This window comes from Paraburkholderia sp. RAU2J (assembly GCF_003634845.1).
Taxonomy (GTDB): Bacteria; Pseudomonadota; Gammaproteobacteria; order Burkholderiales; family Burkholderiaceae; genus Paraburkholderia; species Paraburkholderia fynbosensis.
In genome coordinates this window covers 366,896-379,597 of the sequence record NZ_RBXG01000001.1, presented here as the reverse complement: position 1 = coordinate 379,597, position 12,702 = coordinate 366,896, and the positions used below count along the sequence as shown (strand labels likewise).

Below are 12,702 nucleotides of genomic sequence, written 5' to 3'. Positions count from 1 at the left end.
AATCTCCCGGTTGGTGATGGTCGCCAACCGGTTGTACGAGGGAGGTTCCACATGTTTCGAAAAGTTCTGGTCACCGCGGCCATGCTCGCCGCATTCGGTCACGCGTATGCGGCGGTCGACGTCAACACGGCTAACGAGGATGCGCTGCGCGGTATCAAAGGCATCGGTGCTGCCAAAGCGAAAGCCATTCTCGACGAGCGTGCAGCGCATGGTCCGTTCAAGGACCCGGCCGATCTCGGCAAGCGCGTCAAAGGCATGGGCGGGCATACCGTCGAGCGCCTGCAGGCGGAGGGTCTCGCTGTCGGTCCGGCTGGCGCTGCTGCTAACACGCAGGTTGCGGCGGCTGCACAGACCAAAGGCGCCGCCGCTCCGGCCGACGCGTCCAAAAGCAACCTCGCAGTGGCGGTAAAGAAATAAGCCGACGCGGGCCGTGCGCGCGCTTGCTTCACTGTGCGCATGGTCCGCGGCCGTCACCCCCTTCATGGTCGGAGTGAAAAGAACACTCCTTCAGCTGTCGTGCAGATGACTGGCTCCCGCGGTTCCCAGTCGCGGGCTTTTTGCGTGGCGGGGCGCACGGCTCACGTCGGTTTTTTGTGCGTGTCGCAGCATGGCGGATGCGCGCGATGACCGTGTTGCACCCATGCCGCCAGAAGGGCCGCACGGCGGCCGCGGGCACGGTGGTTTAGAATCAATGGATTGAAGACTCCGCGCATCGACAGCACCAGAACCGATATGGCTTACAAAACGATTGAAGATACGATCGGCAATACGCCGCTCGTGCAACTCGTCCGGCTCCCCGACGACGAAATCCGCAGCCGCAATAACGTCGTGCTTGCGAAACTCGAGGGCAACAATCCCGCGGGATCGGTGAAGGACCGCCCGGCCCTGTCGATGATCAAGAAAGCGGAAGCCCGCGGGCGCATCAAGCCGGGCGACACGCTGATCGAATCGACGAGCGGCAACACCGGCATCGCGCTCGCGATGGCGGCGGCGATCCGTGGCTACAAGATGGTGCTGATCATGCCGGAAGACCTGTCGGTGGAACGCCGTCAGAGCATGGCGGCCTATGGTGCGCAGATCGTTCTGACGCCCGTGACCGGTGGCATGGAGTACGCGCGCGATCTGGCCGAGCAGATGCAGCGCGAAGGCAAAGGCATCATCCTCGACCAGTTCGCGAATCCGGACAATCCGGCTTCGCACATCGAGGGCACGGGCCCGGAAATCTGGCGCGACACCGAAGGGCGCATCACGCACTTTGTCTCGTCGATGGGGACGACCGGCACGATCATGGGCGTGTCCACTTATCTGAAGACGCAGAATCAGGCGATCGAGATCATCGGCGCGCAGCCGGAGGAAGGCTCGCGCATTCCGGGTATTCGCAAATGGCCGGAAGCCTATCTGCCGAAAATTTTCGATCGCAGCCGCGTGGATCGCGTCGAGAACGTGAGCCAGGCCGCCGCCGAAGCGATGGCGCGCCGGATGGCATCGGTCGAAGGCATCTTCGCCGGCATTTCGTCGGGCGGCGCATGCGAGGTCGCGCTGCGTATCGCGCGCCAGGTCGAGAATGCGACGATCGTGTTCGTCGTCTGCGATCGCGGCGACCGATATCTGTCCACCGGGGTCTTTCCCGCGTAAGCGTGCATCGCCACGCCCGCCTATGAAAAAGCGCCGGTCGAACCGGCGCTTTTTTTGTGTCCGCTGGTGTGAGACGCACGGAGCATGCGCATCACGATCGCTCTATTGCGAATTGCCATTGGGCGCCGTCGCGCCAGTGGCGCCGTTCGCGGCGTTGCTTGCCTCCATCTGCGCTTTGACCTTCTGGCCCAACTGATACACCGCCAGCGCATAAAAGAAGCTGCGGTTATAGCGCGTCAGCACGTAGAAATTCTTCAGCCCCAGCTTGAACTCGGTGCCGCGCCCCGGCGACGGCAGGTCGACCACCGTCACCGGCGTGCCGGCTTCTGCCGCGACGTCCACGTCCGGTTCGTTCAGCAGCAGCCCGGCGCGCAGCAACTGTTCGAGCGGCCAGTGCGGCTCCGGCAGGCCGTCGGCGGCCGCTTGCGCGACGCCCAGGCTGCCGGCGTCCGAGCCGATCCGCCACACCACAGGCCGGCCGCTTTCCCAGCCGTTCTGACGCAGATAGTTCGCCACGCTGCCGATCGCGTCCGCCGGGCTCGTGCGCAGGTCGATGTGCTTGTTGCCGTCGTAGTCCACCGCGTATTGCGTGATGCTGCTCGGCAGGAACTGCGGAATGCCGATCGCGCCGGTGTACGAGCCGAGCACCGTGGTCGGGTCGATCTGCGCGTCGCGCGTCCACACCAGATAGTCTTCGAGATTCTTGCGGAAGGTGGCCTGACGGTCGCCGCGATTGGCGGTGTTCGGGTAGTCGAAGCTCAGGGTGGTCAGCGCGTCGAGCACGCGGAAGTTGCCCATGTAGCGGCCGTAGATCGTTTCCACGCCGATGATGCCGACGATCACTTCCGGCGGCACGCCGAACTCTTCATACGCGCGTTGCAACGTGGCCTGGTTCTCACGCCAGAAGCGCACACCGGCGTTGATGCGAACCGGGTCGAGAAAGCGCGACTGATACACGCGCCAGTTCTTCACTGCCGGTGACGGCGAGGGCGTGACGAGCTTGACCGCAGTCGCGGAATAGCTGACGCCGGCGAACAGTGTGTGCAGCGCGGACTCGTCGAAGTCGTAGCGCGCGACCATGTCGTTGATGAACGCGTCGACATTCGCATTGTTCGCGTAGCGCTGCGGAACGATCTCTTCTTCAAACGTTTGCCCTTGGGGCACGGACGGTTGCGGCTGGCCTTGCGCGAGCAGCACCGGCTGTTTCTTGCCGACGCCTTGCGCGAGCGCGGGACTGGTTGCCATGACCAAGCACGATGCGACGGACAATGAGGCGGCCAGCGCGCCGAGATGAAGCCGGTTTCGTGCAGACAGAGCAAGCTTGACGGTCATAGTGAGCAAGGGGTGCAGTGTGCGGGAGACGGGGAAAAAGTTTCGGGGGCAGTATACCCGACGCCTTCTGCAAAACCGTGTCGAACTCGTCACAGCGGCATCGTGTGGTAACTTGATGAATGTCGGCGCACCGCGAGGGTGCGCCTCTGGAAGGAGACACGCTACGCGCGCTGCGAAGGCGTTGCGTCGCAGAAGAACATCATGGCAACAGGTTTTTATTCTCACGCCGACTGTCTGCTGCACGACATGGGGCAATGGCATCCCGAATGTCCCGCGCGCCTGCAGGCCATCGAAGATCAATTGATCGCGAGCCGCATCGATTCGCTGATCGAGCGCGAGTCCGCGCCGCTCGCCGACGAAGCCGCGCTGCTGCGCGTGCATACGCAAGCGCACGTCGACTACATCCGCAGCCGTTCGCCCGCCGAAGGCATCGCCGAGATCGATCCCGATACGATGATGAACCCCCACACCTGGCAAGCCGCGTTGCGCGCCGCGGGCGCCGCGGTGGCCGCGACGGACGCGGTGATCGAAGGCCGTTACGACAATGCCTTCTGCAGCGTGCGTCCGCCCGGCCATCACGCGGAGCCGGCGCGCGCGATGGGCTTCTGCTTCTTCAACAACGTCGCGATCGCCGCGCGCCATGCGCTCGACGTGCACGGGCTGCAGCGCGTGGCGATCATCGACTTCGACGTGCATCACGGCAACGGCACCGAAGCGGCCTTCTCGGGCGACCCGCGCGTGCTGATGTGCAGCATCTTCCAGCATCCGTTCTATCCGTTCACCGGCGCCGACAACCAGGCGTCCAACATGTGCAACGTGCCGATGCCCGCGCGTTCGAAGGGCATGGAGGTGCGCGAGGCGGTGGACATGCTGTGGCTGCCGCGCCTGCATGAATTCAAGCCGGAGATGCTGTTCATCTCGGCGGGCTTCGACGCACATCGCGAGGACGACCTCGGTAACATGGGCCTCGTCGAAGACGACTACGCATGGATCACCGATCAGATGCGCGAGATCGCGAAACGTCATGCGCGCGGACGCATCGTCAGTTGTCTCGAGGGCGGCTACAACCTGTCGGCGCTTGGACGCAGCGTGGTCGCGCACATGCGCTCGCTGGCCGGCATCTGAACAGCCTGCCTTGCCATTGGCGGCAACCACGCAACGCAAATGAGGAGCGGGTCATGAACGCGGAGGCGAGCAGCGCTTCACTGATCGAGATCGAACACGATGCGTATCGGGTGCCGGGCGTCGTGCTGTTGACGATGAACCGGCCCGATGCGTTCAACGCGCTCTCCGAGGCTTTGCTCGACGAGATGCAGAATGCGTTGACGCAGATCGCGGCGTCGGATGCGCGCGTGGTCGTCATCGCGGGGGCGGGGCGGGCGTTCTGCGCGGGGCACGATCTGAAGGAAATGCGCGCGGCACCATCGCTGGCTTATTACCAGCGGCTGTTCGCCCGCTGCACGAAGCTGATGATGACGATCCAGCGTCTGCCGCAACCGGTGATCGCGCGCGTGCAGGGCATTGCCACGGCGGCCGGCTGTCAACTGGTGGCGATGTGCGATCTGGCGGTCGCGGCGGACTCCGCGCGTTTCGCCGTGTCTGGTGTGAACCTGGGGCTGTTCTGCGCGACGCCTTCGGTGCCGCTCTCGCGCAACCTGTCGCGCAAGGCGGCGCTCGACATGCTGCTCACCGGTGAGTTCATCGACGCCGCCGAAGCGAAGCAGCAGGGCCTCGTGAACCGCGTGGTTCCCACCGACGCGCTCGACGCGGAACTCGCGCGGCTTGCCGCGACGATCTGCGCGAAACCGGTCGAAGCGGTGAGCGCTGGAAAGGGGCTTTTCTATCGCCAGCTCGAAATGGGCATCGAGGCGGCTTACCAGCTCGCCGGCCAGACGATGGCCTGCAACATGATGGATGACTCCGCGCTCGAAGGCGTGCAGGCGTTCATCGACAAGCGCGCGCCAGACTGGAAGCGCTAGGCGGGCGCAAGGGTTTCGGTGGGTGCTGTGGTGACCTTGGCGGCCAGGGAACATCAAGGTCAGCGCGTTTGCGAGTGGCCACGGCGGGAGGAGCCCGCGCTTCGCCATCGCGTCAAACGCTCAACGCCCCACCGCCCGCTTCTCGATCCAATCGATTAGCGCCCCGATCACACGGTCGCGATCGATATCGTTCATCGTCTCGTGATAGCTGCCTTCGTGCAGCGTGAGCGTCTTGTCCGGCGAACCCGCATGCTGGCCGAAGGCGCGGCTGCCATCGGGCTCGGTGAGTTTGTCGGCGGTGCCGTGATACACCAGCAGCGGCATGCGCAAATTCGCACGGCCACGTTCGATCCGCGCCATCGCCAGCAACAGCTCCGCGCCGGTGCGCGCCGGAATCGCGTCGTGATGCACCAGCGGGTCGTTGCGATTGGCGTTCACCACCGGCTGAAGACGCGACAGCAGCGTGGCGTCGATCTTCATCGCCGGGAAACCTGGGTAGACACGGCTGATCACCTGGCTTAGTGCAAGCATCCAGCGCGGCACGTCGCGTCCCGGCGCGAGCGCGGGGCTCGACAGGATCAAACCGCTCAGCCGCCGGCCGCTCGCGTCGAGCCGCTCGATCGCGTACAGCGCGGCGATCGCGCCACCCATGCTGTGGCCCATCAGAAAGAGCGGCGCGCAGCTTTGCGCGGCGGCGTCGAGCAGGGCCTGCGCGTCGAGCAGATAGTCGTCGAAACGCTTCACGAAGACCCGCTTGCCGGGCGCGTGTCCGTGGCCGCGCAGGTCGATCGCGACCAGTTCGATGCCGGCCGCATTCAGACGCCCGGCCAACGCGGCGTAGCGGCCCGCGTGCTCGGCCAGCCCGTGCAGCAGTGCGACGGTGGCGCGCAGCGACCCCCTGACCGGCCAGCGGTACAACGGCAGTGTGACGCCATCGGCTGTCGTGACCGACGAGCGCTGCGGCCCGTCGATGTTCTGCCTGCCGCCACTCGCGCGCACGTTGTTGTTTTCGGATGTTTCCATGGCTGCGGCTCGTCCTGATACTGGTTCGCCCGATCATAGTCGCGGCGATGCCCCGCGCGCGAGCATTGCATGTCACGCGACCCTCTAATGCCCATAGGTTATGAAAAGATCGTAATTGATTATTAAAGGGAATGACGGCCCTGCGGTAGAATTGCGGCCTCAAATCCAATAAAAAGCAACGGCGGCCGCTTGTCGGGAGCGCACAACGCTCGGCGACAGAGTCCGCCGTTTCGTTTTTCCATGATCGAAATACGCAACATTTCCCAGCGGTTCGCCGGGCCCCGGGGCTGGGTCGAGGCGCTGCACAACGTCAATCTGTCGATTCCGGCGGGTGAGGTGTTCGGCATCATCGGCCGCAGCGGCGCGGGCAAGAGTACGCTCGTGCGCACCATCAACCTGCTGACGCGCCCGTCCGAAGGCAATATCGTCGTCGACGGGCGCGATCTGACCACGCTGCCCGCCGCGCAGTTGCGCGAGGCGCGTCGCGAGATCGGCATGATCTTCCAGCACTTCAACCTGCTGTCGTCGCGCACCGTGTACGAAAACGTCGCGCTGCCTCTCGAACTCGCCGGCATGAAGCGCGACGAGATCGAAGCGAATGTGCTGCCGCTGCTCGAGCTGGTCGGCCTGTTGGCGCAGAAGGACCGCTATCCGGCGCAGATCAGCGGCGGGCAGAAGCAGCGCGTGGGCATCGCGCGCGCACTGGCGAGCAAGCCGAAAGTGCTGCTCTCGGACGAGGCCACCTCCGCGCTCGACCCCGAAACCACGCGGGCGATTCTCGACCTGCTCAAGCGCATCAATCGCGAACTGAACCTGACGATCGTGCTGATCACGCACCAGATGGACGTGATCAAGCAGGTCTGCGACCGCGTCGCGGTGCTGGACGCGGGCCGCGTGGTCGAAGAGGGCAAGGTGATTGACGTGTTCCTGCAGCCGCGTCATGAAGTGACGCGCGCGCTGATCGGCGACGTGATCGCGCAGGAGTTGCCGCCAGCGATGAAGGCGCGTGTCGCAGAGCGCCTGAAGACCGGCAGCGGCCACCTGCTGCGGCTCGCATTCACGGGCTCGGGCGTCGACCAGCCGATCCTGTCGGAAACGATTCGCCGCTACGAACTCGACTTCAACATCCTGCACGGCCAGATCGACGAGATCCAGGGGCAGGCGTTCGGCTCGCTCGCGGTGCTCGCGGGCGGCGAACCGACGAAGGTGGCGCAGGCGCTGACGTACCTGCGCGAACAGGGTGTGGTGGTGGAGGAGCTCTCGCATGTTGAGTGAAATGTTCGATATGTTCGTCCAGTCGTTCTGGGAAACGCTCGTGATGGTGGGCATTTCCGGACTGGTCGGCGCATTGGTGGGGTTGCCGCTCGGCGTGCTGCTGTATCTGACGGACCGCCAGGGCGTGCTGGAAAACGTCGCGGTGAATCGTGTGATGGGCGTGATCGTCAATGCGGTCCGCTCGACGCCGTTCATCATCCTGCTGGTCGCGGTGATTCCGTTCACGCGCCTCGTCGTGGGTTCGTCGATCGGGACGGCGGCGGCGGTCGTGCCGCTGACGATCGCCGCCGCGCCGTTCATCGCGCGGCTGGTCGAGACCGCGCTGCGCGAGGTCGATCGCGGGCTGATCGAAGCGGCCCAGGCGATGGGCGCGACCACCGGCCAGATCGTCTTCAAGGTGTTGCTGCCGGAATCGCTGCCGGGCGTGGTCGCCGGCTTGACGATCACGTTCGTGTCGCTGGTCGGTTATTCGGCAATGGCCGGCGCGATCGGCGGCGGCGGTCTCGGCGACCTCGGTATTCGCTACGGCTATCAGCGTTTTCTGCCTGAGGTGATGTTGACGGTCGTGGTGATCCTGATCGTGTTCGTGCAGCTGGTGCAGTCATTCGGGGATTGGCTCGTGCGTCGTTTGAGCCATAAATAAACACGGGTCATCGGAACCCGCTAACAGAGTCGGAAAGGTCCATCATGCAACGTCGCTTCATTCTCAAGCTCGCGGGAGCGTTCGCCGCCGCGTCGCTGTTCGCCGCCGCGGCTCACGCCGAAGACAGCATCAAGGTCGGCGTCACCGGCGGTCCGCATGCGCAGATCATGGAAGTCGTGAAGACGGTCGCGGCGAAGAACGGTCTGAATATCAAGGTCATCGAATTCTCCGACTACGTGCAGCCGAACGCGGCGCTCGCCGGCGGCGATCTGGACGCGAACAGCTACCAGCACGACCCGTACTTGCAGGCGCAGGTGAAGGATCGTGGCTACAGGCTCATCCGCATCGCGGACACGGTCACCTATCCGATGGGGATCTATTCGAAGAAGGTGAAAACGCTCGCCGAACTGCAACCGGGCGCGAAGATCGCCGTGCCGAACGATCCGACCAACGGCGGCCGGGCACTGTTGCTGCTGCAGAAGCAGGGTCTGCTGAAGCTGCGCGCCGATGCGGGTCTGAAGGCGACGCCGCTCGATATCGTCGAGAATCCGAAGAAGTTGAAGATCGTCGAACTCGACGCCGCGCAAATTCCGCGCTCGTTGAACGACGTCGACGCAGCCGCCATCAACACGAACTTCGCGATGGAAGCCGGCCTGAAGCCGAAGCAGGACGCGATCGCGGTCGAGGATCCGAAGGGGCCGTACGTGAATATCATCGCAATTCGCGAAGCCGACCGGAACAAGCCGTGGGTCGCCAAGCTGGTCGCGGCGTACCATTCGCCGGAAGTGAAGCAGTTCGTCGACAGCAAGTTCGGTGGGTCGGTCATCACCGCCTGGTGAGCCAGCCGCCTGCACATCGGGCAAGAGACGACGGCCATGACGAATTAGAGGCGTAAGTTGAAACCCGGGGTTGCCGCCCGGGTTTTTTCGAGATTAAAATAGAACGATCGTTCGTTATTGCCGTCACGCCGCTGGGGAGCGATATCCTTCTGCTAAAGCGCCCGCGACAAAAGGCTGTCCCGAGGGCAGTCGCTATAATGTTCGTTGGGTTGACGTATTCGTAACTTTGGAGCGTGTGCATGAAAATCCTGGTGCCAGTCAAGAGAGTGGTCGATTACAACGTGAAAGTCCGGGTCAAGTCGGATGGCACGGGCGTCGACATCGCGAACGTGAAAATGTCGATGAATCCGTTCGATGAAATCGCGGTGGAAGAAGCGGTGCGTCTGAAGGAAGCCGGTGTGGCGACCGAAGTGATCGCCGTGTCGGCCGGTGTCACGCAGGCGCAGGAAACGCTGCGCACGGCGCTGGCGATCGGCGCGGATCGTGCGATCCTGATCGAGTCGACCGACGAACTGCAGCCGCTGGCGGTCGCCAAGCTGCTCAAGGCGCTGGTCGACAAGGAGCAGCCTTCGTTGATCATTCTCGGCAAGCAGGCCATCGACGACGATTCGAACCAGACCGGCCAGATGCTCGCTGCTTTGGCGAATCTGCCGCAAGCGACGTTTGCCTCGAAGGTTGTCGTGGCGGACGGCAAGGCAACCGTGTCGCGTGAAGTGGACGGCGGTGCCGAAACGCTGTCGCTCACATTGCCGGCCGTGGTCACCACCGATCTGCGCCTGAACGAGCCGCGCTACGTGACGCTGCCGAACATCATGAAGGCGAAGAAAAAGCCGCTTGAAACGATCAAGCCCGCAGACCTCGGCGTGGACGTCGCGCCGCGCCTGAAGACGCTGAAAGTCGCCGAGCCGCCGAAGCGCTCCGCCGGTGTGAAGGTGCCGGACGTGAAGACGCTGGTCGAGAAGCTGAAGACTGAAGCCAAGGTGCTGTGAGGGAGACGGACGAAATGACGAATCTGGTTAATCTTGTATTGGCAGAACACGACAACGCGTCGATCAAGGCCGCGACGCTGAACACGATCGCCGCGGCGCAGAAGATTGGCGGCGACGTTCACGTGCTGGTCGCGGGTCATAACGCGCAGGCGGCGGCCGATGCGGCGGCGAAGATTGCAGGCGTGTCCAAAGTGCTGCTGGCCGACGCGCCGCAACTCGAAGCGGGCCTCGCGGAAAACGTCGAAGCGACCGTGATGACGCTTGTGCAAAACCCGGCGAATGCCTACACGCACATCCTGGCGCCGGCGAGCGCCTACGGCAAGAACATCACGCCGCGTATCGCCGCAAAGCTCGACGTCGCGCAGATCAGCGACATCACGGCCGTGGATAGCGCCGACACGTTCGAGCGTCCGATCTATGCGGGCAACGCCATCGCAACGGTGCAATCGGCCGATCCGATCAAGGTCATCACGGTGCGCTCGACCGGTTTCGACGCAGTGGCAGCCGAAGGCGGCAGCGCAACGGTGGAGAAGATCGAAGCCGCTGCAGACGCAGGCGTGTCGCAGTTCGTGAGCCGTGAAGTGACGAAGCTGGACCGTCCGGAACTGACGTCGGCGAAGATCATCGTCTCGGGTGGCCGCGGTCTGGGCAATGGCGAGAACTACACGAAGGTGCTCGAACCGCTGGCCGACAAGCTGAACGCGGCGCTGGGTGCCTCGCGTGCGGCAGTCGACGCGGGCTTCGTGCCGAACGACTACCAGGTCGGCCAGACCGGCAAGATCGTCGCGCCGCAACTGTACGTGGCTGTGGGCATCTCGGGTGCGATCCAGCATCTGGCCGGGATGAAGGACTCGAAGGTGATCGTCGCGATCAACAAGGACCCGGAAGCGCCGATTTTCAGCGTCGCCGATTATGGTCTGGTGGGTGATCTGTTCACGCTCGTGCCGGAACTGGTTAGCGAGCTCGGCTAATCGCCGCAGCGCTACAGCGCCGGGAACAAGGCGTCTGGCCGCACACGAAGGGCGCGGGACCGATCAAGTCCGGCGCCCTTTTTTTATCTAGACAGGAGGAGAACCAGAATGAGCTACACCGCGCCCATCAAGGACATGCTGTTCGTGATGAAAGAACTGGCCGGTCTCGAAAGCATTGCGACACTGCCGGGCTTCGAGGACGCGAACCTCGACACGGCTCAGGCCGTGCTCGACGAGTCGGCGAAACTGTGCGGTGAAGTGCTGGCGCCGCTGAACGTCGAGGGCGATCGTAACCCGAGCAGCTGGAAGGATGGCGTCGTCACCGCGACGCCGGGTTTCAGGGAAGCCTTCCGCCAGTTCGCCGAAGGCGGCTGGCAAGGCGTGCAGCATCCGCTCGACTATGAAGGTCAGGGCTTGCCGAAGCTGATCGCCACGCCCTGCGTCGAGATGCTCAACGCGTCGAACCTGTCTTTCGCGTTGTGTCCGCTGCTGACCGACGGCGCGATCGAAGCGTTGCTCACCGCCGGCACCGAAGCGCAAAAACAGACCTATGTGCCGAAGCTGATTTCCGGTGAATGGACCGGCACGATGAACCTGACCGAGCCCCAGGCCGGCTCCGATCTCGCGCTGGTGCGCACGCGCGCCGAGCCGCAGGGCGACGGTTCGTTCAAGCTGTTCGGCACGAAGATTTTCATCACGTGGGGCGAGCACGACATGGCGAAGAACATCGCCCATCTCGTGCTGGCGCGCACGCCGGATGCGCCCGAAGGCGTGAAGGGCATTTCGCTGTTCATCGTGCCGAAGTTTCTCGTCAATGAGGACGGGTCGCTCGGCGAGCGCAACGACGTGCATTGCGTGTCGATCGAGCACAAGCTCGGCATCAAGGCGAGCCCGACCGCGGTGCTGCAGTTCGGTGACCACGGCGGTGCGATCGGTCACCTGATCGGCGAGGAAAATCGCGGGCTCGAATACATGTTCATCATGATGAACGCGGCGCGTTTCGCGGTGGGTATGCAGGGTGTCGGCATATCGGATCGCGCGTATCAGAAGGCCGTCGCGTACGCGAAGGACCGCGTGCAAAGCCGCCCGGTGGATGGCTCCGCGAAACAGTCGGTCGCGATCATCCAGCACCCGGACGTGCGTCGCATGCTCGCGACGATGCGCGGCCTCACCGAAGCGTCGCGCGCGCTGGCTTATGTCGCCGCGGCGCATTGCGACATCGCGCATCGTCATCCGGACGACGCAACGCGTGCCTTGCATCAGGCGCTCTACGAATTCCTCGTGCCGATCGTGAAGGGCTGGAGCACCGAACTGTCGATCGACGTGACGAGCCTCGGCGTGCAGGTGCATGGCGGCATGGGCTTCATCGAAGAAACCGGCGCCGCGCAGTACTATCGCGACGCGCGCATTCTGCCGATCTACGAAGGCACGACCGCGATCCAGGCCAATGATCTGATCGGCCGCAAGACCGTACGCGATGGCGGCAAGGTGGCCAGGTCGCTGCTCGCGGACATCGCCGCAACGGTTGATGCGCTCGGCGCGAAGCAGGGCCCGGCGTTCGACTCGATGAAGCGGTATCTGGCGCAGGGCCATCGTTCGCTGGGTGCGGCAGTCGATTTCGTGCTGGCGAATACGCAGAGCGATCCGAACGCGGTGTTCGCCGGCAGCGTGCCGTATCTGAAGCTCGCGGGCATCGTGCTGGGCGGCTGGCAGATGGCGCGCGCGCTGCTCGTGGCGGCCGACAGACGCGACGAAGATCCGGCGTTCTACGGCGCGAAGATCGCGACCGCGCAGTTCTATGCGGAACACGTGCTGCCGCAGGCAGCGGCGCTCGAAGCGTCGATTGTCAGTGCGAAGGGTGGGGAGAGCGTGCTGGCTTTGTCGGACGATCAGTTCTGACGCGACACTCGCGGCCGGATGCGTCGGCCTGAAAAAAACAAACGGCGCCTCGTGAGGCGCCGTTTGTTTTTATTGCAGCGGTGCGCGCGCGATGATCGATCGGCGCGACCGCTTGCC

At 64.0% G+C, this 12,702-nt stretch carries 12 protein-coding genes; 10 read left to right on the top strand and 2 right to left on the bottom strand.

What is annotated here, in order from left to right; all coding sequences use genetic code 11:
* The first annotated feature begins 51 nt into the window (after positions 1-51).
* Both B0G69_RS01750 and cysM read left to right on the top strand, forming a co-directional pair.
* The gene (locus B0G69_RS01750; RefSeq protein WP_121315377.1) at positions 52-417 is read left to right on the top strand and encodes a helix-hairpin-helix domain-containing protein; all 366 of its coding nucleotides are present in this window, start codon (positions 52-54) and stop codon (positions 415-417) included.
* Positions 418-732: 315 nt separating this feature from the next.
* Positions 733-1,635 (top strand): cysteine synthase CysM, encoded by a 903-nt coding sequence (gene cysM / locus B0G69_RS01745; RefSeq protein WP_121315376.1) that lies wholly within the window; start codon positions 733-735, stop codon positions 1,633-1,635.
* Between the two features lie 102 nt (positions 1,636-1,737).
* Here cysM and mltB read toward each other — a convergent pair whose 3' ends face one another.
* A complete protein-coding gene (gene mltB, locus B0G69_RS01740) occupies positions 1,738-2,886 on the bottom strand; it encodes a lytic murein transglycosylase B (RefSeq protein WP_121319023.1) in 1,149 nt (382 codons plus the stop codon).
* A 282-nt stretch (positions 2,887-3,168) separates the two neighbouring features.
* Here mltB and B0G69_RS01735 point away from each other — a divergent pair, with 282 nt between their 5' ends.
* On the top strand, positions 3,169-4,092 hold the full coding sequence (locus tag B0G69_RS01735) for a histone deacetylase family protein (RefSeq protein ID WP_121319025.1): 924 nt from the start codon (positions 3,169-3,171) through the stop codon (positions 4,090-4,092).
* Between the two features lie 53 nt (positions 4,093-4,145).
* Positions 4,146-4,946 carry an enoyl-CoA hydratase gene (locus B0G69_RS01730; RefSeq protein ID WP_121315375.1) on the top strand — a complete coding sequence of 267 codons (801 nt, stop codon included), beginning with the start codon at positions 4,146-4,148 and terminating at the stop codon, positions 4,944-4,946.
* Between the two features lie 120 nt (positions 4,947-5,066).
* Here B0G69_RS01730 and B0G69_RS01725 read toward each other — a convergent pair whose 3' ends face one another.
* A complete protein-coding gene (locus B0G69_RS01725; RefSeq protein ID WP_121315374.1) occupies positions 5,067-5,969 on the bottom strand; it encodes an alpha/beta hydrolase in 903 nt (300 codons plus the stop codon).
* Between the two features lie 240 nt (positions 5,970-6,209).
* On the opposite strand from B0G69_RS01725, the gene B0G69_RS01720 reads away from it, so the two are divergent.
* The 6 genes from B0G69_RS01720 to B0G69_RS01695 all read left to right on the top strand — a co-directional run bounded on the left by B0G69_RS01720 (position 6,210) and on the right by B0G69_RS01695 (position 12,585).
* Positions 6,210-7,244, top strand: coding sequence for a methionine ABC transporter ATP-binding protein (locus tag B0G69_RS01720; protein ID WP_121315373.1), 1,035 nt, complete (start codon positions 6,210-6,212; stop codon positions 7,242-7,244).
* Complete coding sequence (locus tag B0G69_RS01715; protein ID WP_121315372.1) at positions 7,234-7,887, top strand: methionine ABC transporter permease; 654 nt, start codon at positions 7,234-7,236, stop codon at positions 7,885-7,887. The genes B0G69_RS01720 and B0G69_RS01715 overlap by 11 nt, the downstream gene beginning before the upstream one ends.
* A gap of 44 nt (positions 7,888-7,931) precedes the next feature.
* Complete coding sequence (locus B0G69_RS01710; RefSeq protein ID WP_121315371.1) at positions 7,932-8,726, top strand: MetQ/NlpA family ABC transporter substrate-binding protein; 795 nt, start codon at positions 7,932-7,934, stop codon at positions 8,724-8,726.
* 239 nt (positions 8,727-8,965) lie between these two features.
* Positions 8,966-9,715, top strand: coding sequence for an electron transfer flavoprotein subunit beta/FixA family protein (locus B0G69_RS01705; protein WP_121315370.1), 750 nt, complete (start codon positions 8,966-8,968; stop codon positions 9,713-9,715).
* A gap of 23 nt (positions 9,716-9,738) precedes the next feature.
* Positions 9,739-10,686 carry an FAD-binding protein gene (locus B0G69_RS01700; protein WP_121319021.1) on the top strand — a complete coding sequence of 316 codons (948 nt, stop codon included), beginning with the start codon at positions 9,739-9,741 and terminating at the stop codon, positions 10,684-10,686.
* Positions 10,687-10,794: 108 nt separating this feature from the next.
* Positions 10,795-12,585 (top strand): acyl-CoA dehydrogenase, encoded by a 1,791-nt coding sequence (locus B0G69_RS01695; protein ID WP_121315369.1) that lies wholly within the window; start codon positions 10,795-10,797, stop codon positions 12,583-12,585.
* Positions 12,586-12,702: the final 117 nt, after the last annotated feature.

What these genes read in the sequence shown, in the direction of transcription:
- B0G69_RS01715 (WP_121315372.1), top strand. Translation starts at nt 7,234, where the DNA reads ATGTTGAGTGAAATGTTCGATATGTTCGTCCAGTCGTTCTGGGAAACG.
- B0G69_RS01750 (WP_121315377.1), top strand. Translation starts at nt 52, where the DNA reads ATGTTTCGAAAAGTTCTGGTCACCGCGGCCATGCTCGCCGCATTCGGT.
- B0G69_RS01705 (WP_121315370.1), top strand. Translation starts at nt 8,966, where the DNA reads ATGAAAATCCTGGTGCCAGTCAAGAGAGTGGTCGATTACAACGTGAAA.
- B0G69_RS01720 (WP_121315373.1), top strand. Translation starts at nt 6,210, where the DNA reads ATGATCGAAATACGCAACATTTCCCAGCGGTTCGCCGGGCCCCGGGGC.
- cysM (WP_121315376.1), top strand. Translation starts at nt 733, where the DNA reads ATGGCTTACAAAACGATTGAAGATACGATCGGCAATACGCCGCTCGTG.
- B0G69_RS01710 (WP_121315371.1), top strand. Translation starts at nt 7,932, where the DNA reads ATGCAACGTCGCTTCATTCTCAAGCTCGCGGGAGCGTTCGCCGCCGCG.
- B0G69_RS01725 (WP_121315374.1), bottom strand. Translation starts at nt 5,969, where the DNA reads ATGGAAACATCCGAAAACAACAACGTGCGCGCGAGTGGCGGCAGGCAG.
- B0G69_RS01730 (WP_121315375.1), top strand. Translation starts at nt 4,146, where the DNA reads ATGAACGCGGAGGCGAGCAGCGCTTCACTGATCGAGATCGAACACGAT.
- B0G69_RS01695 (WP_121315369.1), top strand. Translation starts at nt 10,795, where the DNA reads ATGAGCTACACCGCGCCCATCAAGGACATGCTGTTCGTGATGAAAGAA.
- B0G69_RS01735 (WP_121319025.1), top strand. Translation starts at nt 3,169, where the DNA reads ATGGCAACAGGTTTTTATTCTCACGCCGACTGTCTGCTGCACGACATG.